Raw genomic sequence first — 24472 nt, 5'->3', positions numbered from 1 at the left:
GCGCAAATCGCTCAAAAGCCGCTTATCGACGGCTGATTCAGGATTGATGACAGACCGTGTGTTGCTGTGATCCACAGCACGTGCACAGATTGTGGACATCATTCGTTCCAGGCAGAGCGAAATGTTTGCTGTCCAAGGGCAATTGAGGGCATAACGGACATATCAGATTGGCATTATCCCAAGTTGTGGAGTTTTCTGTGGAATTCGCTCGCGGTTGTCCACATGGCGCCGATCGGTGCAGCGGCTGTCGTGTGGACGTCGCGCCCGCTGCAAGCCATGGCCCGTTGTCGTCGCTGCCCATCGGTGTTCGCCGATTCGGGCGTGGACAACGGGGTGACGTTCGACACCGGACGCGGGGGAGTGATCGGAGCAAAGGCGAACCGAAGGGCCTCGGCGCGCACTGCCGCGGACTCGTGAAGGACACGATCGCCGCATTCACTCGACAGTCCCGCGCGTCCGTGTTGCCGAGCCGGGCACACGTGCGGCGACGACTTGTGCGACCAGTGTGAGTCACCGGTGAAGTCATGCGTCGACACCGTAGGAACACCTCCGCCGCCCATGTGGGATCGGGGCATACCCGGCATACGTGATCGCAGGCGATAGCATCGGCGCATGGTGCTTGGGAATGCTGGGCGGAGCCGGATCGCGGTGGGACTATCGGTAGCGGCGCTTCCTGCGCTGATCACGGCTGGTATCTCGGCGGGGGAGGCGCGGGCCGATACGACCGTCATCGAGCGGCGCGAGTCGGTCGGCTCGGCGACCGGGACGGAGGGGCTCGATCCCGCGCTGGCGCTGGCGTACACCTTGGCCGAACGCGAGGCGCACGCGCAGGGAGTGCCGCTGTCCATCACGTCCGGATACCGGACGCCCGCCGAGCAGCAGGCGCTGTGGGAGGACGGTGTGGCGACCTACGGGCCGGACAACGCGCGTCGCTGGGTGCTGCCGCCGGAGGAGTCCACGCACGTGTCCGGCGACGCCATCGACGTCGGTCCACAGCAGGGCGCGAACTGGCTCGAGGCGAACGGCTACCGCTGGGGGCTGTGCCGATCGTTCGAGAACGAATGGTGGCACTTCGAACTGCAAACCGTGCCTGGCACAGCGTGCCCGCCCATGCTGCCCGACGCCAGCGTGCGGTGACCGGGCCGGTTCGGTAAGAACGCAATCGGCAGCCCGGTGCGGATGCGAGCGCGCCGATCGCTGCTCCCGCTGGGCCAGCCGTGGGGGCGATGAGGCCGCCATGACGGCCCGGCCCGGCGCGACGTGCCGGAGTGTGCCGGTGAGCTACCCGCCCCAGACAACTGCTAGGTCACCGGTGTGAGTTCCAGCGCGCCTTCGATCGTGGTGGGCAGCCTGCGGCGATCGGGGGAGCCGAGCGCGGTGGTCAGATCGGTGCCGTCGTGTTCGGCGAGCAGGTCGCCGCTGTCCCACACCAGCAGGGTCGCGCTGACGGTGTTCTCCGCCGCGGAGTGCGCCAGGTCGTAGTGTGCGCAGGCCGGGACATGCGGGTAGGTGATCCACAGGTCGTAGCCGGTCATGAACAGGTCGAGGTCGAATTGCACGCTCAGGCCGAGCAATTCGCTGCGGCCGTTGTCGTCGACACCGGCGAACGCCTCGTCCAGCGCCAGCAGGCGCGGGGCCTGCGGATCGGCCGAATCGAGCATGACGTGCGCCGCGGCGAACAGCGGCAGGTGCAGCGACACCGACTGCTCACCGCCGGACAGCGCGCTGTGCCTGGCCACGGTGAGCTTGTCCTCGCTGCCGTCGGCGGAGATCAAGGTGAACGAGAACACCCGCCAGGTGCGGTAGTCCAGGGTCGTGGCAAGGATCTCGGGGTAGGAGCGCTCCGGGTGCGCGGCCCGTGCCGCCCTGATCTCGGCGGCGAAATGCGCACGGATCGCCGCCAGATCCTCCGCCGTCAGCGCCGAGGCATCCCGGTCGAGCAGCTTGCACATCGCCCGCGCCGCGTCGGACAGGCTGTCGGCGAGCACCCAGTGCACGCCGATGGTGTTGCCCGACGACATCCGCCGCTGCTTCATCTCCGCGCCCATCCTGGCGATGAGATCGCGTGCGTCGCTGGTGCGTTCGTGGATCTGCTGGGCCAGGCCGGTGAGCAGGGCGTCTTCGAGGATGCGCCGCTCGGCGTCGGTGAGCAGCAGTTCCTGATCGCGGCGCGCGGCGTCGATGCGCGCGGCGAAGTCGGCCAGTGCGGAGACCCCGTGCTCGTCGTGCACCTGGACGACGGTCAAGCCGTCGGCGGCGTCCCACTGCAGCCGGTAGTCGCGGCCCGACCCGGCCAACGCCGCGTCGAACTCCTGCAACGCCGCCGTCACCGCTGTGCGCGTGGACTTGCGGGTCGCCTCGCTCGCGCGCACCGCTGCGGTGGCCGCGCTGAGGTTGCCGAACAGCGCGGCGACTTCGTCGGGCAGCACCACCGGTGTCGCCTCCGGCCCTGCCGTCGCGATCCGGTACAGCAGTTGCTCGGGCGTCGACCACGCGGCGTCGCTGCTCGGCCAGCGTCCGTCGGCGGGGGCGCCGAGCAGCGTCAGCAGATCCGGCTGGGCGTACGGCGCGAGGGCTCGCACCTCGGCCAGCACCTCGGTGAGCGCGGTGGCCAGCGACTCGTGCGCGGTGCGGTAGGCGGCCTCGGCGTCGCCGACCGCCTCGATGGCCTGGTTGGCGGCCTTGCGCGCGGCCTTCTGCTCGGCCTTGGTCGCCTCGATCCGCTGCCGGGCCTGCTCCAACTCCCGGTCGATGTCGGCGGCGCCCGCGCCGAGCGCCTCGCGCAGGGTCTCGAGCTTGCGCAGCTGCTCCTCGTATCCGGTGCGCGCGGCCTCGGCCTCCTCCGCGAACGCCTCGGCCAGGTCGGCGGCCTCGGTCAAGCGGTCGTCGGCCTCGCGTTCGCGCTCCCGTTCGCGTTCGTGGTCGCCGCGCAGCCGCAGCAATCCCGTGCCCGTGTTCTCGAAATGCCGGATGGCCGCGGCCAGCGCGTCGATCTCCCTGGCGGTGCGCGGTGTGCGGTGTGCGGTGGCGGCCGCGCGCAGTTTCTTCTCCGCGGCCGACACTTCCGCGACCGCCTGGTCGAGATCGCGCTCGGCCTGGGTGGCGGCCTCCGCGCGCGATCGCAGCACGCCCGCGGCCTCCGACACCGCGCGCAATGCGGCGGTCACCGCGGTCGGGCGCGCGAGCGCCTTGGCGGCGGCGGAGATTCGGGCCAGTTCGGCGTCGGCGGCGGCCTCCTGCTGTTCGGCGGCGGCGCGGTCCTGCTCGGCGGCCGCCACAGCCGCGGTCAACTCGGCCGAGCGGATCTCGCGGCGCCTGGCGCGCGCGGTGGCGCCGATGAACTCGGCGTCGGTCTTGCGGTGGCGGCCGATCTGCACGCCCTGCCGGAACGCCCCGTTCACTCCGATCGCCACCACACCGCTGGGCTCGCCCGCGCCCTCGTGCAGAGCGATGGAAGCGAGCACACCGGCCACGACCTGCCGTGGCACCGCCAGCGTGTCCGAATCGTCTTCCACGACCAGTACGTCGGCGAGCGTGCGACCGGTCGGGCGTTCCGATTCGGGCAGCGGGACCAGGAACTGATCGGATTCGTAGTCCGGCGGCAGCTCGCCTTCCGGGCAGACCCAGGCGTCCAGCAGATTCGCGGCCTGCAACGCGGCCTCGATGCCTGCCGCGGTCTCGGGTGGCACCTCCTCGGCGAAGCGCACCAGCCGCCACAGTGCCGCGCCGGGCCGGTCACCGGTCCGGCCGCAGCGGCCCGCGAAGGCCGGCGGCGCGTCGTCCCGCCGGGCCGCGACTCGCTCGAGTTCGGCGGTCAGTTCCTCGATGCGCGCGGTGGCCGCGGCCACCGCCGCGCGAGCCTCTCGGCGGCGGGTGCGGATCTCCTCGAGCAGGGGTTCGGTGCGTTCGGCCAGCACCTCGGCCACCGTGGGGGCATCCGAACCGGCCTCGGCCAGCGCCGAATTCAGCGCTTCCAACAGTCCGGTGCGTACGGGGGTGTAGATCGCGCGGTGCTCGTCCCACCAAGCCCGCAACGCGGCCGCCGCCTCGGAGCGGGCCAAGGCGACCGCCGCTTCGGCGTGGGCGACCTCCGCCGCGGCGGCGTCCCGCAGTTCCCGCGCGCGCTCGGCCAGCCGCTCGGCCCTGGTGCGTTCGGCGGCGGCCGTGTCCACCGCGCCCACCGCCTTGCGCACGGCGCGCACGTCGGCGTCGCGCTCCTCGGCGTGCCCGCGCACCGCCGCGGTGAGCTGCTCGGCCCGCGCCGACTCCGGCAGCGGCGTCCACGCGATCCCCGCTTCCTCGGCGGCGGCGCGCAGGTCGTCCTCGCCGCGGGCGAGCGCGGCGGCGGCGGTGCGCAGCGCGGTGCGCGCGCGCTCGGCCTCCTGGGTCCGCTGGTCGAGGGTCTGGCGGGACTTGAGCGCCTTGTCGGCGTGCACACCGGCCGAGGTCTCCAGCCGTCGCACCGCGTCGGCGAGATCCTCGAGCTGCTGTTTGCCCTCGTAGGCGCTGGAACGTTGGAGGTTCTCCCGATCGGCGATGGCCTGCTCGTAGGCTCGGTCGGCGTCCTCGGCTCTCGCCTCCGCCGCGGCGCGCTCGGTCTCCCTGCGCTCGCGCAGCGCTGTGGCGGCGAACAGCGCGGTGCTCGCGTGGGTCACCGCGTCGAGCCGGGCCCGCACCTGGTCGACGTCCGTCTTGGCTTGCACCGCAAGGTATTTGCGATACACCTCGACGAACGCCCTGGTCGCCGTGTCGGCGTGCACGAGACCCTCCAGGGTGCGGCCGACCTCCTCCATATCGCTGAACGAGCGGGCGGCGTCGAGGATCAATTGCTCGTCGAGCGGGCGCAGGCCGTCGGTGAGCGCCTGCGACAGGCCGCGCGGGTCCAGGTTCTTGGCCAGCTGCGGGCGGCGCAGCGTGAGGATCAGATTGATCAGCTGGTCGTAGCGTTGCGCTCCGAGGCCGAACATGCGCGCGTCGATCGCGTTGCGATAGTCCACCGGCCGGTCGACGATCGAGTCGGAGCCGATCTGCTCGGCCAACTGCTTGCGGGTGAACGGGCGATCGTCCGGGCCGATCAGGGAGAAGTCGATCCCCACCCGGCCGTCGGCGACGAAATACCAGCGGGTCACCTTGTCCGAGGATCGGGTGGCGCGCATGCCGATGCCGACGGTGACCGCCTCGGGATCCTCCCAGCGACCGCGCGCGAACTCCATCCAGACATAGGAGTAGGCCGAGTCCTGCTTGCGGTAGAGCAGGTTCGACTTCATCGTGCGTTCCTCGCCGGCGAACGGGTTCAGCCTGCGCGGCTCGATCCGTCCGTCCAGGACGAACGGGAACAGCACCTCCAGAGCCTTGGTCTTGCCCGATCCGTTCGGCCCGCGCAGCACCAATCTGCCGTCCGCGAAACAGAACTCCTGGTCGCGGTAGTCCCACAGGTTGACGATCCCGGCGCGGGTCGGGGTGAACCGCACTCCGCCGTGAATGAGCGACATTCGTCAGTTCCCTTCCGTCCCGGCGCCGCCGGGCCCGTAGGTGTCGGCCGCGGTGACGAACAGTTCCGCGGCCCGCTTGGTGCGGACGGTGACGACCGCGCCACGGTAGCGGGCCAGTGCGGGCAGCACGAGCAGTCCGTCCTCGACCACCCGGACCAGCCGCAGCCGTTGCAGCAGCGCCACCACCTCGGTGGTGAGGCGCGCAACGTCGGCCTGCCATTGCGCGGCGAAGGTCGTGCCGTAGCGATCGGCCAGCGCCCGCACCGTCTCGTCCAGCCATGCCTGATCGATCAGGGGATAGCCGGATGCGACAGCCGGATCCGGCTGCTCCGGGGCGTCGGTCGCCGGGTCGGGTTCGGAGCGGGTCGAATCCGGCTCGGCGAGCGGCGCGAACAGCGTGGATTCGGGGATGGCTTCGTCGAGCTGGCCGGCGAGCGCGGCATCCGTCTCCGGGACGGCGCGGCGGCGCGGCACCGGGTGATCGATGTCGAGCACGCGGTCGGCGATCTCGCCGGCCAGCAGCAAGGCGACCTGCGCGAGCGTCCCGGTCCCCGGAAAGCGGACGTCCGACAGCCGTCCCGAGGTGTCGATCAGCGCCACGCCCTCCGCGCGGCGTTCGGCGCGCAGCCCGGTGAACAGCTCGACTTCCGCGACTACCCGCTCCTGAGCGAGCACCGGACGCTCCTCGGGCGCGAGATCGTCGGCGTACACCACCGGCTGCTCGACCAGCGCCCTGCGCACCCGCCGCGCGATCTCGGCGGTGGTCGTCGCGTGCGCGGAAGCTCCGGCGACCATGGGCTCTTCGGTGAGCAACCCGCGCACACCGTGCAGATGTTGCAGCGCGCGGGGCGGCCGGAACAGCGCGAAGACCACCGGCCGGTCGATGTCGTAGAGCGCCTCGCCCGCCTCCGGATCGCTGGCCCAGCCGCCCGCGTCGCCGTCGGCCAGGCTGAGCGCGCCGCGGACGGTCAGCCAGCCCACCGCGTCGACGAACGCGTCGCGGTCGGCGGCCCGGTCGGTGGCCAGTTCCAGTCCATCCACCCGGTTGGCGTAGGCGGCGACCTGATCGGCCAGCTCCGACAGCGTGATCTGATCCCCGGCGCGCCCCAGCGCGGCGAGCGCGAGGGCGAGGTAGGCGTAGCGGCGGCGGTCGAAGACTCGCTCGGCAGGTGTGCGTGCGGGCCTGCCCGCGTCCAAGCGGTCGATGACCGGGAAGACCCGCGCGGTGGTCTCGGTGACTTCCAGTCGGTAGCCGAACAATTCGGCCAGGTCCTCGCGCAACTCGGTGGCCCAGCGGCGGATCAGCGGCAGTGCGATCCGGTCCGGATAGGTGCGGGTCACCAGGTGATTGGCCAGGATCACCCGGGCGGCGCGTTGATAATTGTCCAGCGTGAGCGCATCGATGGTGCGTGCGTGCATCAGGGCCGCTCCCCGTGCGGGCGTGACCGTGCCCCGGTCGTCTGCTCGATCTTCAGCGAGCGGTTGTTCAATCGCAGCAGCCCGCGGGTGGTGCGCACGACGGTCGGACCGTCGTGCTCGGACACCGTCAGGGTGACGCCGCTGTCGGAACCGGTGGTGCCCGCCACCCGGCCCCGCACCGGAACCCACGCGGTCGAGGCGGCGTCCAGCAGCCGCAGCAGCACTTCGGTCTCCCGGTCGTCGAGCACACGTTCGTGCACGTCGCCGGAGGCCAGCGACCTGGCGGCCTCGGCGCGGGCCCGCTGCGCGTCCAACTGCGCCTCGCGCAGACGCCGGATGCCCGCGTCGTTGCGGTGGATACGGGCGGGCGCCCCGGCCGAGGGCGGGCGCCCGGTCTCGGCGAGCGTGCGCGAGATCTCCAACGGCGGTGCGTCCCACCAGGATCGAATCGCCGGGATCACGTCGGCGTCCGGGTGCTCCATCGCCAGGTGCCGCGGTTTGCCGAGCCCGAACACCGCGTCGAACAGCGCGTGGGCGCTGTCCACGGTGGGCGCCGCGGTGAACCAGCCGGCCAGATGCCGCAGCGCCGACTCCCGGCTGACCCCGCCGCGGCGCGTCTCGGTGACCCGCCGCAGCAACGACAGCACCGCGGCGATGGCGCTCATGGTGGCCTCGCGCAGCCGTTCGGCTTCCGTCGCCCCCGCCTGGTCACCGCCGCCGGAGGCCACGAACCAGGTCCGCAGTCCGTCCCACCTGGCCTGCCAATCCGACCGGCGTTCCTCGACGCTCAGCAGCACCCGCTCGTCGCAGCGCGCCGCGCGGACGATCAGGTCCTCGACGCCGGTCTCCTCGATCTCGGCGATCGCCGCGGCCAGCCGGGGGGTGAACCGGGCCAGGTCGAGGCTGAATTCCCGCATGTGCGCCAGCAGCGCGTCCTTGTGCGCGAGAAACGATTCCGGCGTGATCTCCGTGGTGCGGACCAGGTCGCCGAGTCCCAGATAGAAGTGCGCGGCGCGCGCGGCCAGGTCCGACAGCGCGGTGTCGAGACGGCGCAGCGTGCGGTAGACGCGCTCGGCGTCGCCCGCCCGGTTGACCTCGGCCAAAGTGTGCAGATCGGCCAGCAGCTCCGGCAGCACCAAGCGCGACAGCGATGCTTCGTCGAGACGGGCGCTGAGCACCCCGGCGACTGCCTGGTAGGCCTGGAAACCGGCCTGGGAGAACTGGTACACGTAGTGCCGATTGCGGTATTCGGCCAGCGTCGCGGCGCGGGTTCCGTCGTAACTGCGCTCCAGCACGCCCCACTGGTGCAGCTGGTCGAGCAGCGGGCCGATCTCCGCGGCGGTCAGCGGCGCCGCGGTCCGGCCGACAGCCGCCGGGGACGGGTCCGGCGCAGCGGTTTCCGGCTCGCCCTCGGGTGGACGGGTACGCGCCTGCGCCGAATCCACCCCGGTATTCGCGACCGGTTGGTTTGTGCCGACCGGCTCGGCCGGGTGCGGCGTGTTCCCGATGCGCTGGATCCACTCCGCGACGTCGTCGGCGTGCAACAGCACCACGTAGGCCGCCCGCGCGCCGTCGAACGCGCGCAGCACCCGGAGGTAATCGGCGCGGCGCTCGGCGGTGGCGAAGGAGAACAGCCGCAGCCGGTCGTCCCAGTGGGCGTCGGCCCAGCCGTCATCGGAGTCGGTCACCGGGAACAGGGTAGTAGCGGGCCGATCGCCACCCGCACGACGTTCCGGAGTCCGGCGTGGCCGCGTCCGGTTCGTCAACGTTCGCCGCGACCGCGGCGCAGGTCGGCTCACTCGACGGACAACGAACGCAACTGATCCAGGTACGCGCGGGTGCGCGGGTCACCGGGGAACCGCTCGATGATCTCGCGCGCGACTTCCCCCGCGATCCACATCAGCGAGGGCACCGACCGCCTGCTGCCCGCGAACGCGCGCATGCCCTCGGTCACCGCTAGTTCCAGGTCACGGTCGCGCACCGCGACCACGGCCAGGGTCAGATGCGCTTCGGAGACCCGCATCGGATTGCGCACGCTGCCGTCCGGGCGGGTGGCGTTGCGGATCACTTCCCGCGCGTAGGTTTCGGCGAGCCGATCCTCGCCCGCGACCCGGCAGCAGTCCATCGCGTAGAAGTCGAACTTGTTCGCGTCGATGACGAAATGGTTGTCCAGATTCGCCGGATGATCGAGTCGCTGCAAGATAGCTCGGCCCTCGTCCAGCGCCGCTTCCACCTCGCGCGGATTGCCCAGCCGCGCCCACGCTTTGGCGCGCTGGGCGGCGAGCTGCACACCGACGCGCAGATGCTGGCTTACTTCCAGCGTCGGCAGAACGGTCTCGATGACGCCGCGGTAGTTGCCCTGGGTCAGCGCGAACCATGCGGTCATTTCCGCTGCCCATGCGGCGATCTCGATGTTCTCCGCCTCCTGTGCCAGCGACTGGGCGGCGCGGCGGGTCGCCTCCGCGGCGGTGCGCCGGCCGAGGTCGTAGTCGACGCAGCCGACCAGCAGCGCCACCCATCCGGCGAGCACGAGGATCTCGCGATGCTGCGCGAGGGTCAGGCGACCGTCCAGCAACGAGGTGATCCTGCGCAGCCAGGCGGTGCCCTCGGTGTGCAGGTCGTGCGGGTCGGCGTAGGAGTATTCGCAGCACAGGCGTTCGGCGGTGATGCGGATGGCCTCCAGGGTCACCGAGGACACATCCGACATACGGAGGCGTCCGATGAACTCGAGGGTGTCCATGCCGGTCGCCGAGAGCAATTCGTCGTCCCGGTTCGGCCTGGCCTTGGGAAAGAACGCCGCGGTCACCGTGTCGAAGGTGGCGGCGATGATGGGCGCGTAGAAGTCGTCGGGGCGTGATTCGCCCGATTCCCAACGGCGCCAGTTGCGTAGGAGAGTACTGTCGGTCGGCAGGTTGTGCGAAGACTTTCCACGCATCACGCGAACAGCGTCGGCTTGCGACCACCCCCTCGCGTCACGCTCGGAACGCATTCGGACTGCCCAGACGGGTCGATCGTCGGTAGCGGCCACGTCTGTAGTATCGCACCAGTTAACGTTCGGTGGCCCGAAGAGGGCAGGCAGATGTCCGTGTGTTGCCAGCTACTTTCGCCGGCCCGCGTTGTGCATGCTTGAACTGGCGCCAGAAGTTTGCCAGCCCCTCCTGTAAGAGCAGTTGCAAGTACATCTGCTCTTGCACGAAGCGCAAATACCCCGTAAAACGGGTGGATCCACATAAGAGAACAGCGATCCCAATCCAACGGAGGTTCGGGTGGAAGCGTTGATCTATGGATACTTGCGTGACGATCTGGCCGACGGCCACAGCAAGGAGCTCGAGGCCGCGATGAGCAGCCTCGCCCGGGAGGAAGGGCTGTGCTTCGCCGCAACGTTCCATGAATCGACCGGCGGTGACGGGACGGCTTTCGCCGAGCTCACGGCGGAACTCAAGCGCGCGGACGCGCACCATGTCGTGGTTCCCTCACTCGATCACTTTGCCGGTCAGACGATTCCGCGCGACATCCTGATCGCCAAACTGGCTCAGGAGGCGGCGGCGCGGGTGTGGACCGTGGAGAGCTGACCGCCGCGACCGAAACGCCCGATACCGCACCGACCCCCAGCGTCGCAGCCCGGTCACCGCGCCGGTGACGAGTACACCCGCTGCCAGGGAAGCGAGCAGCCCCGCCAACCGGTGCTGTTCGAACAGCGGGTATACCTGCCAGTGCAGCAGATAGACGAACAGCGAGCCGTCGGCCAGCACCGCCGCGCAGACGGCGACGACGCCGGGGACCCGGACCGCGGACAACCACACCAGCGCGAGCAGACCCGCCATGATCAACCGTTCCCGCTCGGGAACACCGAAATAGCCGGGCACCGTGATCAGTACGACGGCGCTGACCGTCATCCGCTGCCACATCGACGTCGCCTTCGCCGCCGCCCAGCCGAGCGCGAACAGCCACACCGCCAGCGGAGAGAACGGAACATCCTTCGCCGAATACAGACCGAACGCCTGGTATCGAAAGACGAGGCTCAGCGCGACCAGGGCCATCGCGAACCAGAACGGCTCGGCCCGCTGCCACCGGTCCACCAGGGGAATCCGGATGAGCAGCCCGGCCGCCAGCATGAAATACACCAGCACCTCGAGAAACCACAGGTGCCCGGCGGTGGCGCTGTCGTGCGGGCCGAGGATCTTGTTCAGTAACAGGACATTCTGCCAGCCGTAATAGTCGGTGCGGGTCAGGGTCAGCGCGACCCAGACCGCCGTGGGCACCGCGATGTATCCCACGGCGCGCATGGTGTGGCGCCATCGCTCGGCGGGCGGCGCGGCGGTGACGCCGAACCGGGCGAAGTTGAAGCCGGCCACGCCGAGCAGCACGTGCGCCGCGCCCCAGAGCACGAACACTCCGGCGTGCGAGCTCACGATGAGCACGATGCCGATCGCGCGCAGCAGCGTCCCGGTGTCGAGCGCGCGCCCGAAACGCCTCCGCCCCGCCGGTATCCGTTCCAATTCCGCTACGGACGTGTTCGGCCAGTCCGTGGGCAGGCGGCCGAGCGCCCGCTCCAGGCGTGCCGCGGTGGTCACGTAGGTGAGCGAGTTCCCGCCGAGGTCGACGAACGTGCTGTCCGGGTGGATCCGCGCGGGATCTATGCCGAGCGTCGTGGCGTAGACGGCGCGGATGTCGCGCACCTGCGGCGCGGCTTCGGCCAAGCGGCGGATAGCGGGGTAGTCGGGTTTGCCGTTCGGTAGCCGAGGGATTCGTCCGACCGAGTGGACCCGGATGGCGGCTGCGGGCAGTCCGGACAGCCGGGCGGCGAGTTCGGTGGGATCGGACCGGGAGGTCTCCACGGCGACGACGAGGTGGGCGTCGTCGTCGGTGCAGCACGCCGTGCAACCGGCCTCCGCGAGCCCGGATTCGAGACGCTCCAGATCGATGCGCAGTCCGAAGATCTTGGCGAACCGGCTACGCCTGCCGACCACCTGATACAGGCCATCGGGTGTGCGCCGGGCCAGGTCGCCGGTGCGCAGGGCATCGACCGTACGGCCGAGTGCGAGGTCGGCGGCGGACGTCGCGTACCCCATCATCACATTGGCCCCGCGATAGACCAGTTCGCGCGATTCGTCCCCGTCGTCGGCTTCTTCGACCGGCTCGAGGGTGAATTCACCGCCCGGGATCGGGATTCCGATGCAGTCGGGGTGCGCGTCGGCCAGATGCGCGGGCAGATAGGCCATCCGGGCGGTGGCCTCGGTCTGGCCGTACATGACGACGAACTCCCAGCCGCGTTCCCGGCCGAGCGCGGCGTATTCCCGCACCCGCTCGGGCGCGAGCCGCCCACCGGCCTGGGTGACATAGCGCAGGTGCGGCAGGTCCATGCGGGCGAAACCGATACGGTCGAGCAGATCGATGGTGTAAGGAACAGCGGCGAACGACGTTGCGCGACAGTCCCGGAAGGCGTGCCAGAACTGGGTATCCAATACCGACTGGTCGGTGAGCATGAGGCTCGCCCCACGCCACAGGTGGCTGTGCACCACCGACAGTCCGTAGCAGTAGAACATCGGCAAGGTGGTGGCCGCGCAGTCGTCCGGTCCGATGGCCAGGTACTCGGCGATGGCCGCCGCGTTCGAGCGCAGGTTCGTCGCCGACAGCCGGACCAGCTTGGGCGATCCGGTGGACCCCGAGGTGCTCAGCAGCAGCGCGAGATCCGGATGCAGGCGATGCGCCGAGTGCTGCCGGACCACTCGGGTGCGTCCGTCCTCGATGAGCACGTCCGGGTCGTAGGCGTCCCGCAACTCCGCAGTGATCCGCTCGGTCAGCAAGACGACGCATCCGGCGTCGAGCGCTGCGAGGTAGGCGACGAGCGAGGCGAGATCGTTGCGCGCGGCGAGCGCGACGAGGCGGCGGGCGGAGCCGAGTTCGGTGGCGAAGGCTTCGACGAGCGACGCAAGCCGAGCGTAGGTCACCTGCCGGGGGACCGAGGCCCGGTCGCCGCCGTTCGCGCCCGCGCGGTCGGGGCACCGGACGGCGATCCGCTCGTCGAAGGTGCGCAGACGCTCGACGATCGGATGGGCGGTCACCGGCGAAAGTGTAGGAGGCGGTCGTTCCGACCCGGAGGTGGCCCCCCGGCGAACTTCCGGTGAACCCGGCGGGCGGCGCCGAACGCGCCGCCGCGCAACCGATCAGAGACCGAAGCTGCCCGGACCCCGTCTGCGCAGGTACTTCTCGAATTCCGCCGCGATGGCGTCGCCGTCGATCTTGGCCATCGCCTCGTTCACGTCGACCGCCGCGTCGCCGCGCTCCTCCAGCGAGCGCACGTACTCGCTGATCTCCTCGTCGCCCACGGTCATCTCGTTCACCGCGGTCTCCCAGTCCTCGGCCTGCTTGGGCAGCTCACCCAGCGGCACCTCGATGTCGAGCACGTCCTCCACCCGGTGCAGCAGCGCGATGGTCGCCTTCGGATTGGGCGGCTGGGAGACATAGTGCGGGACGGCGGCCCAGAACGACACCGCGGGGACCCCCGCCTTCACGCACTGGTCCTGCAGCACGCCGGTGATCCCGGTCGGACCCTCGTACCTGGTCTGTTCCAGGTTGAACCGCTCGGCCGCCTCCTTGCTGTAGGCCGAGCCCGTCACCGGCACCGGGCGGGTGTGCGGAGTGTCCGCCAGCAGCGCGCCGAGAATGACCACGGTCTGCACCCCGAGCTGTTCGATGAACTCCAGCAGGTCGCCGCAGAAGCTGCGCCAGCGCATATTCGGTTCGATGCCGCGCAGCAGGACCACGTCGCGGTCGCTGCCGGGCGGCGAGCAGACCGACAGCATTGTCGACGGCCACTGGATTTCCCTGGTCACACCGTCCACCTGACGCACCGTCGGCCGGTTGACCTGATAGTCGTAGTAGTCCTCGGAGTCGAGCTCGGCCAACGGCTCGGCGTCCCAGATCAGTTCCAGATGCTCGACGGCGCCGCTGGCCGCGTCACCGGCGTCGTTCCACCCCTCGAAGGCGGCGACCAGTACCGGATCCCGCAACGTCGGCAGTTCCGGATCGGGAGTTTCACTGGCGTTCACTCGGTCAGCCTACGGCGTGCGGCGAAATGGCGTGTCGTATGACGGCCGGACCGGGTGGCGTGTTTCCGCGCGCGGACAGGGCGGCGCCGCACGGCGCGTGTGGTCCAGGACACCGAGGCGCGACGCCGTGGCCTGGATCGTCGGCCCCGCCCACTACGCTGGAGCGCATGTCTGCGTCCATCCCCGCCGAGTTCGACACCACGCTACTCGACACGCTGCGCCGCCGTGTCGTCATCGGCGACGGTGCGATGGGCACCATGCTGCAAGCGGCCGATCTGACCCTGGACGATTTCCGCGGGTTGGAGGGCTGTAACGAGATCCTCAACGACACCCGCCCCGACGTGCTGCGCGGTATCCACCGCGCCTACTTCGAAGCGGGCGCCGACGCGGTCGAGACCAACACCTTCGGCTGCAACCTGCCCAACCTCGCCGACTACGACATCGCCGACCGGATCCGCGACCTCTCCGAGCGTGGCACCAGGCTGGCCCGCGAGGTCGCCGACGAGATGGGGCCGTCCTCCGACGGTACGCCACGCTATGTGCTCGGCTCGATGGGGCCGGGCACCAAGCTGCCCACGCTCGGTCACGCCCCGTTCGCCGCGCTGCGCGACGCCTACACCGAGGCCGCCCTCGGCATGCTGGACGGCGGCGCCGACGCCATCCTCATCGAGACCTGCCAGGACCTGCTGCAGGTCAAGGCGGCGGTGACCGGCAGCAAGCGCGCGATGGCGAAGCTGGGCCGCCGGATCCCGATCATCACGCACGTCACGGTGGAGACCACCGGCACCATGCTGGTCGGCAGCGAGATCGGCGCGGCGCTGACCGCGCTGGAACCGCTCGGCATCGACATGATCGGCCTGAACTGCGCGACCGGCCCGGACGAGATGAGCGAGCACCTGCGCCACCTGTCGCGGCACGCGCAGGTGCCGGTCTCGGTGATGCCGAACGCCGGCCTGCCCGTGCTCGGCGCCGACGGGGCGGTCTACCCGCTCACCCCCGAGGAACTGGCCGTGGCGCTGCGCGGGTTCGTCACCGAGTTCGGCCTCGCCCTGGTCGGCGGCTGCTGCGGGACCACGCCCGAGCACATCCGCCAGGTCACCGCCGCGGTGCGCGAGGTGGAGCCGACCCTGCCGCCGATCGCCGAGCGGCGCGCGCCGGTGCACGAGCCGAGCGTGTCCAGCATGTACACCGCGGTGCCGTTCGAGCAGGACGCCTCGGTGCTGATGATCGGCGAGCGGACGAACGCGAACGGTTCCAAAGCGTTCCGCGAGGCCATGCTCGCCGGGGACTGGCAGAAGTGCCTGGACATCGCCAAGGACCAGACCCGCGACGGCGCGCACATGCTCGACCTGTGCGTCGACTACGTCGGCCGCGACGGCACCCGCGACATGGCGGAGCTGGCGAGCAGGCTGGCCACCGCCTCGACGTTGCCGATCATGCTCGACTCCACCGAGACCCCGGTGCTGCGGGCCGGGCTGGAACACCTCGGCGGGCGGTGCGCGGTCAACTCGGTGAACTACGAGGACGGCGCCGGTCCCGATTCGCGTTTCCAGCAGACCATGCGCCTGGTGGCCGAGCACGGCGCGGCGGTGGTCGCGCTGACCATCGATGAGGAGGGCCAGGCCCGCACCGCGGCGAAGAAGGTGGAGATCGCCGAACGGCTGATAGCCGACATCACCGGCAACTGGGGGTTGGCGGAGAGCGACATCATCATCGACACGCTCACCTTCACCCTCGGCACCGGCCAGGAGGAGTCGCGCCGCGACGGGCTGGAGACCATCGAGGCCATCCGCGAGCTCAAGCGCCGCCATCCTCGGGTGCAGACCACTTTGGGCCTGTCCAATATCTCCTTCGGCCTCAATCCGGCCGCCCGGCAGGTGCTCAATTCGGTCTTCATGCACGAATGCGTCCAGGCCGGTCTGGATTCCGCGATCGTGCACGCCTCCAAGATCCTGCCGATCAGCCGCATTCCGGAGGAACAGCGGGAGGTCGCGCTGGATCTGGTGTACGACCGCCGCGCGGAGGGTTACGACCCGCTGCAGAAACTGATGGCCCTGTTCGAAGGCGTGTCCACCTCCTCGTCGAAGGCCTCGCGTGCGGAGGAACTGGCCGCGCTTCCGCTGTTCGAGCGGCTGGAGCGGCGCATCGTCGACGGTGAACGCGCCGGGATGGAAGCCGACCTGGACGCGGCGATGACCGAGGTGCCGCCGCTGCAGATCATCAACGAGACCCTGCTCGCCGGGATGAAGACGGTCGGCGAGCTGTTCGGGTCAGGACAGATGCAGCTGCCGTTCGTGTTGCAGTCCGCCGAGGTGATGAAGGCCGCCGTCGCCTACCTCGAGCCGCACATGGAGGCCACCGACGACAGCGGCAAGGGCCGCATCGTGCTGGCCACGGTGAAGGGCGACGTGCACGACATCGGCAAGAACCTGGTCGACATCATCCTGTCGAACAACGGCTACGAAGTGGTCAACCTCGGCATCAAACAGCCGATCGGCACCATCCTGGACGCCGCGGTGGACAAGAAGGCCGACGTCATCGGCATGTCCGGGCTGCTGGTCAAGTCGACCGTGGTGATGAAGGAGAACCTCGAGGAGCTCAACGCCAAAGGCGTGGCCGATCAGTTCCCGGTGCTGCTCGGCGGTGCGGCGCTCACCCGCTCCTACGTGGAGAACGACCTGGCCGACGTCTACGAGGGCGACGTGCACTACGCGCGCGACGCGTTCGAGGGACTGCGGCTGATGGACGACATCATGACCCGTAAGCGCGGCGGCGACCTCGACCCGGACAGCCCCGAGGCCATCGCCGAGCGGGAGAAGGCGGCCGAGCGCAAAGCGCGCCACGAGCGCTCCAAGCGGATCGCCGCGGAACGCCGGGCGGCCGAGGTGCCCGTCGTGGTGCCGGAGCGATCCGACGTCGCGGCCGACCTGCCCGTGCCGGTACCGCCGTTCTGGGGCACCCGCGTGGTGAAAGGCCTCGCGGTGCACGAGTATTCGGGTCTGCTGGACGAGCGGGCGCTGTTCCTGGGGCAGTGGGGCCTGCGTGGGCAGCGCGGCGGCGACGGACCCGGCTACGAGGAATTGGTGGAGACCGAGGGCAGGCCGCGGCTGCGCGCCTGGCTGGACCGGTTGAGCACCGAGGGCGTGTTGCAGCATGCCGCGGTGGTGTACGGCTACTTCCCCGCGGTGTCCGAAGGCGATGACGTCATCGTGCTCACCGAACCGGACCCCGACGCGCCGGAACGGCACCGGTTCACCTTCCCGCGTCAGCAGCGCGACCGGTTCCTGTGCATCGCCGACTTCATCCGTTCGCGGGACTACGCCCGAACGACCGGCCAGGTGGATGTGCTGCCGTTCCAGCTGGTCACGATGGGTCAGCCGATCGCCGACTTCGCCAACGAGCTGTTCGCGGGCGACAGCTACCGCGACTACCTCGAGGTGCACGGCATCGGCGTCCAGCTCACCGAGGCGCTCGCCGAGTACTGGCACCGCCGCATCCGTGAGGAACTCGTCCTCGACGGCCACGCGGTCGCCGACTCCGACCCGGCGGACGTGCAGGAGTACTTCAAGCTCGGCTATCGCGGCGCGCGGTACTCCTTCGGCTACGGCGCCTGCCCGGAGTTGGAGGACCGCGCCAAACTGGTCGACCTGCTCGAGGCCGGTCGCATCGGCGTCGAACTCTCCGAGGAGCTGCAGCTGCATCCGGAGCAGTCCACGGACGCCTTCGTCCTGCTGCATCCGGAGGCGAAGTACTTCAACGCGTAAGCCTTGGCCTGCCGGTCATAGCGAAATGCTCTCGCGTCAAGGGCCTTCGCTACCTGGCCGGATGCGGCGTCACGCACCGCCCGGCGCGCTCGTCGGCGCGTCATCGTGGGTGGGCGCGCGCTGCTGACCTGCGAGATCACCGGTGCCGGCGTGGGGAGGTGGATGTCTGTCGGGTGGATGTGCCATTGTCGAAGGCGTTGTAACTGCATCCGGGGCAGTCGGCGGATGCGTTCGCGTCACTGCTCAGTGGTGCAAAGCACCTCGGCGCGTACGCTTTCGGAGTCCCTCCCGGCTTGCGCGTGGAGTGCGGAACGGCTAGGCGCGCAAGTAGGAGAGGCACACCACCATGACGGCGGATCGACTGATCGCGGGACGGTATCGGCTCACGGATCCGATCGGCACCGGCGCCATGGGTGTGGTCTGGCGGGCCACCGACGTCCGGCTGCAGCGCACCGTCGCGGTCAAACAGGTGCTGCTCGGTCCAGGACTCACCGGATCGGCTGCGCTGGAGGCGAAACGGCGTGCGATGCGGGAAGGGCGGATCGCCGCGCGGCTGCACCACCCGAACGCCATCACCGTGTTCGACGTGGCCGAGGACGACGGCCAGCCCTGGCTGGTCATGGAGTACATGGACGCGCCGAGCCTGGCGACCAAACTGTCGGGCGATCGCACGCTGCCGCCGCTCGAGGTCGCGCGGATCGGCGCGCAGGCGGCGAGCGCCTTGGCCGCCGCGCACGACGCGGGGATCATGCACCGGGACGTGAAGCCGGCGAACCTGCTGGTCGCCGACGACGGCACGGTCAAGATCACCGATTTCGGCATCTCCAGGGCGGTCGGCGACGTGACGGTCACGGCCACCGGCTTCCTCGCCGGGACACCGGCCTATCTCTCACCCGAGGTCGCCCGCGGCGAGGACCCGGAACCGGCGTCGGACGTCTTCGCGCTCGGTTCCACGCTGTACGCGGCGGTGCAGGGCACCCCGCCCTTCGGTGAGGGGGACAACCCGCTCGCCCTGCTGCACGCGGTCGCGCAGGCCGAGATCCCGGCGCCGGAGGGCGCGGGCGCGCTGGGGCCGGTGCTGATGTACCTGCTCGCCCCGTCCGTCGCCGACCGTCCGACCATGCGCGAGGCGAAAGAGGCCCTGGAAGCCGTTGCGGCGGGACGGGATCCCCAGGTGCCCGCGCCGGTGACGAAGGTGATCCCCGCGCCGGGAACGGCTGCCGCCGCGACGACCGTCCTGCCGAACCGAGCCGCCACGGTTTCGCCGGAGCGGCCGGACGAGACCGGAGTCACCGCGATCGTGCCGGGTAGGTCCGCGCCGCAACCCGTTACGCCACCGCCGGCGCCTAAGCGAGCGGCCGGGCTGGTGGCGACGTTGCCGGGCGTTCTGCGCGTCCGGCAGCGCGGCCGGCTGATCGCCGTGGAAGCCGCCGCGGTGGTCGCGGTGCTGATCCTGGTCGCCGTCATCGCGACGCTGACCAGAGCGGACGGCGAGGGTGACGCCGCGCCGACGTCCTCGGTGGCGCCTCCGGCTGCCGTGGCGCCCGAGAACACGGTGGCACCGTCCGGCGCGGCCGGCCCGGAGCCACGACAGGCCCCGGCACAAGCTCCCGCCCAAACCCCGCCGCAGGCTTCGGCTTCCCCAGCGCCCACCTCCGGGGCCGTGCCGGGGCCCGCGGCCACGTCCGTGGGCGTCCCACCGCCTCCGCCGGCCCCGGGAGCCACCGCGCCGGCGCCGACGACGAACCCTGTCCCGAACACCACCACTCCGCCGCCCAGCAGCACGCCGCAGCCCACCACCTCCAGCCCGGCCCCGACCACGACCGGCCCGACCGCCACCGCGACGACCACCCCGTCCGCGCCGACATCCGACCGGATCGCCTCGTTCATCCAGGGCTACTACGGCATGCTGCCCGCCAACGTGTCCGGCGCGTGGACCCAGCTCGCACCCGGATACCAGGCGCAGACCGGTTACGACTCCTACGTGAACTTCTGGGGCACGATTCGGTCGGTGCGCGTGGGCTCGGTCACGCAGAACGGTGCGAACCGGGCGGTGGTCGCGCTGACCTATACCCTGAAGAACGGCACGACGACCTCCGAGAACCGCTGGATCGAGGTCGTCGGCGACAGTGCCAAACTGCAGATCGCCGCATCGGGCACCTAGGGGTGAAGTCCAGAGGTCGGCCGGGTGCCCGGTGGCAGACCTTCGATGGCACGGGTTCGGTACGTTCGTCCGGCCGCTTCGGCGGCCGGGGCCGAGCCGTGCCCGTAACCGTGGACATGATCTAGGAGAAGGACCGAAACGTGACAGCGCGACTGGCTGGAGTGCTCTGGGACATGGACGGCACGCTGCTCGACTCGGAGAAGCTCTGGGACGTCGCGGTGCGGGAGCTGGCGCGCGAGCACGGCCACGAGATGACCGACGCGATCCGGCACGCGCTGATCGGGGCGTCCGGCCCGAACGCGCTGCGGATCATGTTCACCGGTCTCGGCATCGAGCCGACCCCCGATTCGCTGCGTGCGGCGGGGAAGTTCCTGGAGCGGCGGGTGACCGAATTGATGACCGGCCCCATCCCGTGGCGGCCGGGTGCGAAAGACGCGCTCGCCATGGTGCGTGCCGCGGGGTTGTCCAGCGCGCTCGTCACCAATACCAAGCGGTCGCTCACGGAGTTCGGTCTGGACACGCTGGGGCGTGACTTCTTCGACGTCTCGGTCTGCGGCGACGAGGTGGCGCACGGCAAGCCGGAGCCGGACGTCTACCTGCGCGCCGCCGGGCTGCTCGGGCTCGATCCGAGGCAGTGTGTGGCAGTGGAGGATTCGCCGACCGGTGCGCGTGCGGCGCAGGCGGCGGGTTGCGCCGTGCTGGTCGTCCCGTGCGAGATCCCCGTGCCGGACGCGCCGCGGCGGGTGTTCCGGGATTCGCTGATCGGACTGACCGTCGCGGATCTCGAACACGCTCTGCGCGTGCGGGGTTGAGTCGACAGGGTGATCGCGCCGCCCCCTGAGTTCGTCGAGAGTTACTGTGCCGCAACGGGTGTGCGCGCAGATGATAGGTGTGACCGTGATCACCGGCAATCTCGCCGAATCCCGGGCGTGTCGGCGAGCGCTCCACCAAAATGACGCCATGGCAGCGTTGGGCGTCCTCGACGAGATCGTTGATACCGCACAATATCCCCTGGCGGACCCGGAAGGACCCGCGCTGCGGGAAGCGATCCGGCGCGCCCGTGCCGAGCTGGCCGAGACCGGTTGCACGGTGCTACGTGGATTCATCCGTCCCGAACTGACCGAAACCCTGCGGGCGCAGGGCGAGCTGATGGCCCCGCACGCGCACTACGAGGTCGAGCGGGTCAACGCCTACAACATTCCCCTGGACGCCGACCTGCCGCAGGACCACCCCGGCCGGATCGTGCTGGAACGGGGCAACGCCTTCGTCCCCCGCGACCGCATTCCCGCCGACGCGCTGATCCACCGGCTCTACACCGACGAACTGTTCCAGCGCTTCGTCGCCGACTGCTTCGGCCTGTCCGAACTGCACGAGTTCGCCGATCCCCTGGCGGGACTGTGCCTCAACGTCGTCGCGCCGGGAATGTCGCATCCCTGGCATTTCGACACCAACGAATTCACCGTCTCGATGCTCACCCAGCCCGCCGAGGACGGTGGTGTCTTCGAGTACTGCCCCAATATCCGCACACCCGAGGCGGAACATCTCGACGACGTCCGCGCCGTGCTCACCGGCACCGGCGAACGATTCGTCCAGCGGCTCGAACTGCGTCCGGGCGACCTGCAGCTGTTCCAGGGTCGCTTCTCGTTGCACCGCGTCTCACCCGTCGGCGGTGCGCGCCAGCGCCATTCGGCCATTTTCGCCTACACCGATCGTCCCGGGATGGTCGGCACGGTGGAACGCACCCGGCAGTTGTTCGGCCGCGTGCTACCCGACCACCTAGCCGCCGCGGCCGACGCCGTCCGGGGCGATCGACTGCTCGACTGAGCCGAACGGCTCGACTGACCGAGCTCGACCCGAGAGGACCGACAGTGCCAGTGCCGTTAGACACCACCGGGAAAGCGTCTTTCGACGATATCTACGTCCGCCCGGATCCACGCGCTTACTACGCGCGCATGTCCGAACTGGACTACCGCATTCCGGAACTGGCGAAACCGCTCTTCCAGCAGCAGATCCGGGAGTTCCGCGCCTCCGCCCGGGTCGGCGTGCCGACCGTGCTCGATCTCGGGTGCTCCTACGGCGTCAACGCCGCGCTGCTGCGTCTGGACACCACCATCGGCGAGCTGGCCGAGCACTACGCCGCCGCGGACGCCGACCGCGCCGATCTGATCCGGCGCGATCGAGCCCGCGTCGCGGCGCGGGCCGAGGCCGAGGACGTCCGCTTCATCGGGATGGACGCCGCGCGCCCGGCCCTCGAGTACGCGCGCGAGGCCGGGCTCCTGCACGAGGCGGTACACGCCGACCTGGAGTCCGGCGAACCGACCGACGAGCAGCGCGCCCTGCTGGCGACCGCCGATCTGGTCGTCTCCACCGGCTGCGTCGGCTACATCACCGAGAAGACTTTGACCCGAGTGGCCACCGCGCACCCGCGCAGGCGGCCGTGGATGGCACACTTCGTACTGCGCATGTTCGACTTCGCACCGATCGAGGCGGAACTCGCCGCGCTCGGCTACCGGACCGAGCAGGCGCCGGGGTTGTACCAGCAACGCCGGTTCGCCTCCGCGGCCGAACAGGCGCAGGTGCTGAACACCCTGTCCGCCAACGGGATCGACACGACCGGCCGGGAAGATCAGGGCTGGCTGTATGCCAACCTGTATGTCTCCAGGCCGCTGCCGAAACATCACGCCGACACCGAGGACTCGCATTGACCGAACGCACCTTCGCCGCCGACGACCACCTACCCCGGGTGCCCCTGCCGACGCTGGAGGACAGCTGTAGCCGGTTCCTGCAGTGGTGCGAGCCGCTGCTGACCGCCGACGAGATCGCGGCCACCCGGGCCGCGGTCGACGACCTGCTGCGGCCCGACGGGCCGGGGCGCACGCTGCACGCGGCGCTCGCGGAGTACGACGCGACGCCCGGCGTCGGCAGCTGGCTCGACCTGTTCTGGCCGTCGCGGTATCTGGGCAGGCGCGACCGGATCGCCCTGAACGCGAACTTCTTCTTCCTGTTCCAGGACGACACCCCACTGGCCACGTCCACCGCCGCGACCCAGGTGGACCGTGCGGCGGGCATCATCTCCGCCGCCGTCGACTACAAGCTGGCGCTCGACCGGGAGGCCATCCCGCCGGTGACCCAGCGCGGGCAGCAACTGTCCATGTGGCAGAACAAGTACCTGTTCTCCGAGACCAGGATCCCCGGCGTGGAGCAGGACACGGTGCGCGTGCCCTACAGCGCGGAATGGCCGGGCCCGTCGCAGGCCCGGCACATCGTGGTGTTCTTCCACGGCAGCACGTTCCGGATGGACGTGATCGGTCCGGACGGAGCGCCGTACTCGCCGGAGGATCTCGCCGACGGGCTGCGCGCGGTGCTGAAGGCGGGCGCGCGCCCGGCACACACCGACACCGCCGTGGGGCACCTCACCACCAAGGCTCGCGCGGAATGGGCGCAGAGCAGGCAGCGGCTGCTGGCCGAGCCGGCGAACGCGGCGGCGCTGGACACCATCGAGACCGCACTGTTCGCCGTCTGCCTGGAGGACTTCGCTCCGCGCGACGAGCTGCACGCCTGCGACGAGCTGCTGCACGGCGACAGCGCGAACCGGTGGTTCGACAAGTCGGTGTCCTTCATCGTCTTCGCCGACGGACAGGCCGGCATCAACGTCGAGCACTGCGGGCTGGACGGCACCACCATCCTGTCGTTCGTGGACACCCTGCTGGAGACCACGGTGCAGGAACACGCCGCCCACTCCGGCGCGCAGGCGCAGGGGCTGCCCGCGGTGGAGGCGGTCGAGTTCGTGCTGGACGAGGCACAGCGCAGCGATATCGCCGCGGCGGGCGCGGCCTTCGCCCAGTACGCGGCGGCGAACGCCACCCAGACGGTGTCGTTCCCGGATTTCGGCACCGCCAAGGCCAAGCAGCTGGGCATCTCGCCGGACGCGTTCGCGCAGCTGAGCTACCAGTTGGCCCACCGGCGCAGCAAGGGGCTCACCGGCGCGACCTACGAGTCCATCGCCACCAGGCAGTACCGCAACGGCCGCACCGAGGCCATGCGGGTGATCACCCCGGAGATGATCGCCTTCGTGGACGCGATGCAGGACCAGGACGCGAGCGCCGAGGCGAAGCTCGCCGCGGCGCGCACCGCCGCGGCCGCGCACGTGGAGCGGGCCAAGCAGTGCCAGGCCGGGGACGCGCCCGAGCAGCACCTGTGGGAGTTGCAGTGGATCCAGCGTCGCCGCGGCGCGGAACTGGGCGTCACCGACCCGATCCCGCTCTACGACAGCCCCGGCTGGACGATCATGCGGGACGACTACCTGAGCACCAGCTCGGCGCCGTCGGTCAACATCCGTTACTTCGGCTTCGGCTCCACCAGCTCCCGCTGCATCGGCATCGCCTACGTCCTGCTGCCGGACCGCTGGAATCTCTACCTCGCCACCCCGAAACCGGTCGCCGACCAGATGTACGCCTTCGCCGACCACCTCCGCACGGCCGTCGCCGATCTGCAGGCGCTGCTCGCCGGAAACTAGCGTTCTCCGCCCGGTGCGCCCGCCACGGCAAGGGGCGGGCGCACCGGGCGGTTGCCTTCACCGGC

The 24472-nt window shown here is 70.3% G+C and carries 14 protein-coding genes; 8 read left to right on the top strand and 6 right to left on the bottom strand.

The genetic code is table 11. The features are described from left to right. The first annotated feature begins 612 nt into the window (after positions 1-612). Positions 613-1137: a M15 family metallopeptidase gene (locus tag ACH49X_RS01320; RefSeq protein ID WP_195080073.1), complete on the top strand. Its 525-nt coding sequence runs from the start codon at positions 613-615 to the stop codon at positions 1135-1137. A gap of 164 nt (positions 1138-1301) precedes the next feature. On the opposite strand, the gene ACH49X_RS01315 is transcribed toward ACH49X_RS01320, so the two are convergent. From ACH49X_RS01315 to ACH49X_RS01300, 4 genes are all read right to left on the bottom strand, one after another. Further along, positions 1302-5492 carry a TIGR02680 family protein gene (locus ACH49X_RS01315; RefSeq protein WP_195080072.1) on the bottom strand — a complete coding sequence of 1397 codons (4191 nt, stop codon included), beginning with the start codon at positions 5490-5492 and terminating at the stop codon, positions 1302-1304. A 3-nt stretch (positions 5493-5495) separates the two neighbouring features. Then, positions 5496-6911 (bottom strand): TIGR02678 family protein, encoded by a 1416-nt coding sequence (locus ACH49X_RS01310; protein ID WP_357105740.1) that lies wholly within the window; start codon positions 6909-6911, stop codon positions 5496-5498. Then, complete coding sequence (locus ACH49X_RS01305) at positions 6911-8551, bottom strand: TIGR02677 family protein (protein ID WP_397069139.1); 1641 nt, start codon at positions 8549-8551, stop codon at positions 6911-6913. The genes ACH49X_RS01310 and ACH49X_RS01305 overlap by 1 nt, the downstream gene beginning before the upstream one ends. 155 nt (positions 8552-8706) lie before the next feature. Further along, the gene (locus tag ACH49X_RS01300; RefSeq protein WP_357207234.1) at positions 8707-9846 is read right to left on the bottom strand and encodes an XRE family transcriptional regulator; all 1140 of its coding nucleotides are present in this window, start codon (positions 9844-9846) and stop codon (positions 8707-8709) included. A gap of 331 nt (positions 9847-10177) precedes the next feature. Here ACH49X_RS01300 and ACH49X_RS01295 point away from each other — a divergent pair, with 331 nt between their 5' ends. Next, a complete protein-coding gene (locus tag ACH49X_RS01295; protein WP_083887588.1) occupies positions 10178-10483 on the top strand; it encodes a hypothetical protein in 306 nt (101 codons plus the stop codon). Here ACH49X_RS01295 and ACH49X_RS01290 read toward each other — a convergent pair. Together ACH49X_RS01290 and ACH49X_RS01285 are read right to left on the bottom strand one after the other, a co-directional pair. Further along, positions 10385-12976: an AMP-binding protein gene (locus ACH49X_RS01290; RefSeq protein ID WP_357207236.1), complete on the bottom strand. Its 2592-nt coding sequence runs from the start codon at positions 12974-12976 to the stop codon at positions 10385-10387. The two genes, ACH49X_RS01295 and ACH49X_RS01290, sit on opposite strands and share 99 nt — an antisense overlap. Before the next feature lie 102 nt (positions 12977-13078). Continuing rightward, the gene (locus ACH49X_RS01285; RefSeq protein ID WP_039798445.1) at positions 13079-13963 is read right to left on the bottom strand and encodes a PAC2 family protein; all 885 of its coding nucleotides are present in this window, start codon (positions 13961-13963) and stop codon (positions 13079-13081) included. Positions 13964-14130: 167 nt separating this feature from the next. Between ACH49X_RS01285 and metH the strand changes: the two genes are divergently transcribed. The 6 genes from metH to ACH49X_RS01255 all read left to right on the top strand — a co-directional run bounded on the left by metH (position 14131) and on the right by ACH49X_RS01255 (position 24407). Next, a complete protein-coding gene (gene metH / locus ACH49X_RS01280) occupies positions 14131-17727 on the top strand; it encodes a methionine synthase (protein WP_195080068.1) in 3597 nt (1198 codons plus the stop codon). A 346-nt stretch (positions 17728-18073) separates the two neighbouring features. Continuing rightward, a complete protein-coding gene (locus ACH49X_RS01275; protein ID WP_357207238.1) occupies positions 18074-19891 on the top strand; it encodes a protein kinase in 1818 nt (605 codons plus the stop codon). Between the two features lie 140 nt (positions 19892-20031). Continuing rightward, a complete protein-coding gene (locus tag ACH49X_RS01270) occupies positions 20032-20703 on the top strand; it encodes an HAD family phosphatase (protein WP_323123997.1) in 672 nt (223 codons plus the stop codon). Between the two features lie 148 nt (positions 20704-20851). After that, positions 20852-21715, top strand: a complete 864-nt coding sequence (locus ACH49X_RS01265; protein WP_195080066.1) for an arpA protein — start codon at positions 20852-20854, stop codon at positions 21713-21715. 44 nt (positions 21716-21759) lie between these two features. Beyond that, positions 21760-22596 (top strand): class I SAM-dependent methyltransferase, encoded by an 837-nt coding sequence (locus ACH49X_RS01260; RefSeq protein ID WP_357207240.1) that lies wholly within the window; start codon positions 21760-21762, stop codon positions 22594-22596. Continuing rightward, a complete protein-coding gene (locus tag ACH49X_RS01255) occupies positions 22593-24407 on the top strand; it encodes a choline/carnitine O-acyltransferase (protein ID WP_357207241.1) in 1815 nt (604 codons plus the stop codon). The genes ACH49X_RS01260 and ACH49X_RS01255 overlap by 4 nt, the downstream gene beginning before the upstream one ends. The last annotated feature ends 65 nt before the right edge of the window (positions 24408-24472 follow it).

The sequence above is a fragment of the Nocardia sp. NPDC019323 genome, from assembly GCF_044389845.1.
Lineage (GTDB): Bacteria > Actinomycetota > Actinomycetes > Mycobacteriales > Mycobacteriaceae > Nocardia > Nocardia implantans.
Note: the sequence above shows the minus strand (reverse complement) of the source record. Positions and strands in the feature narration are given on the sequence as shown.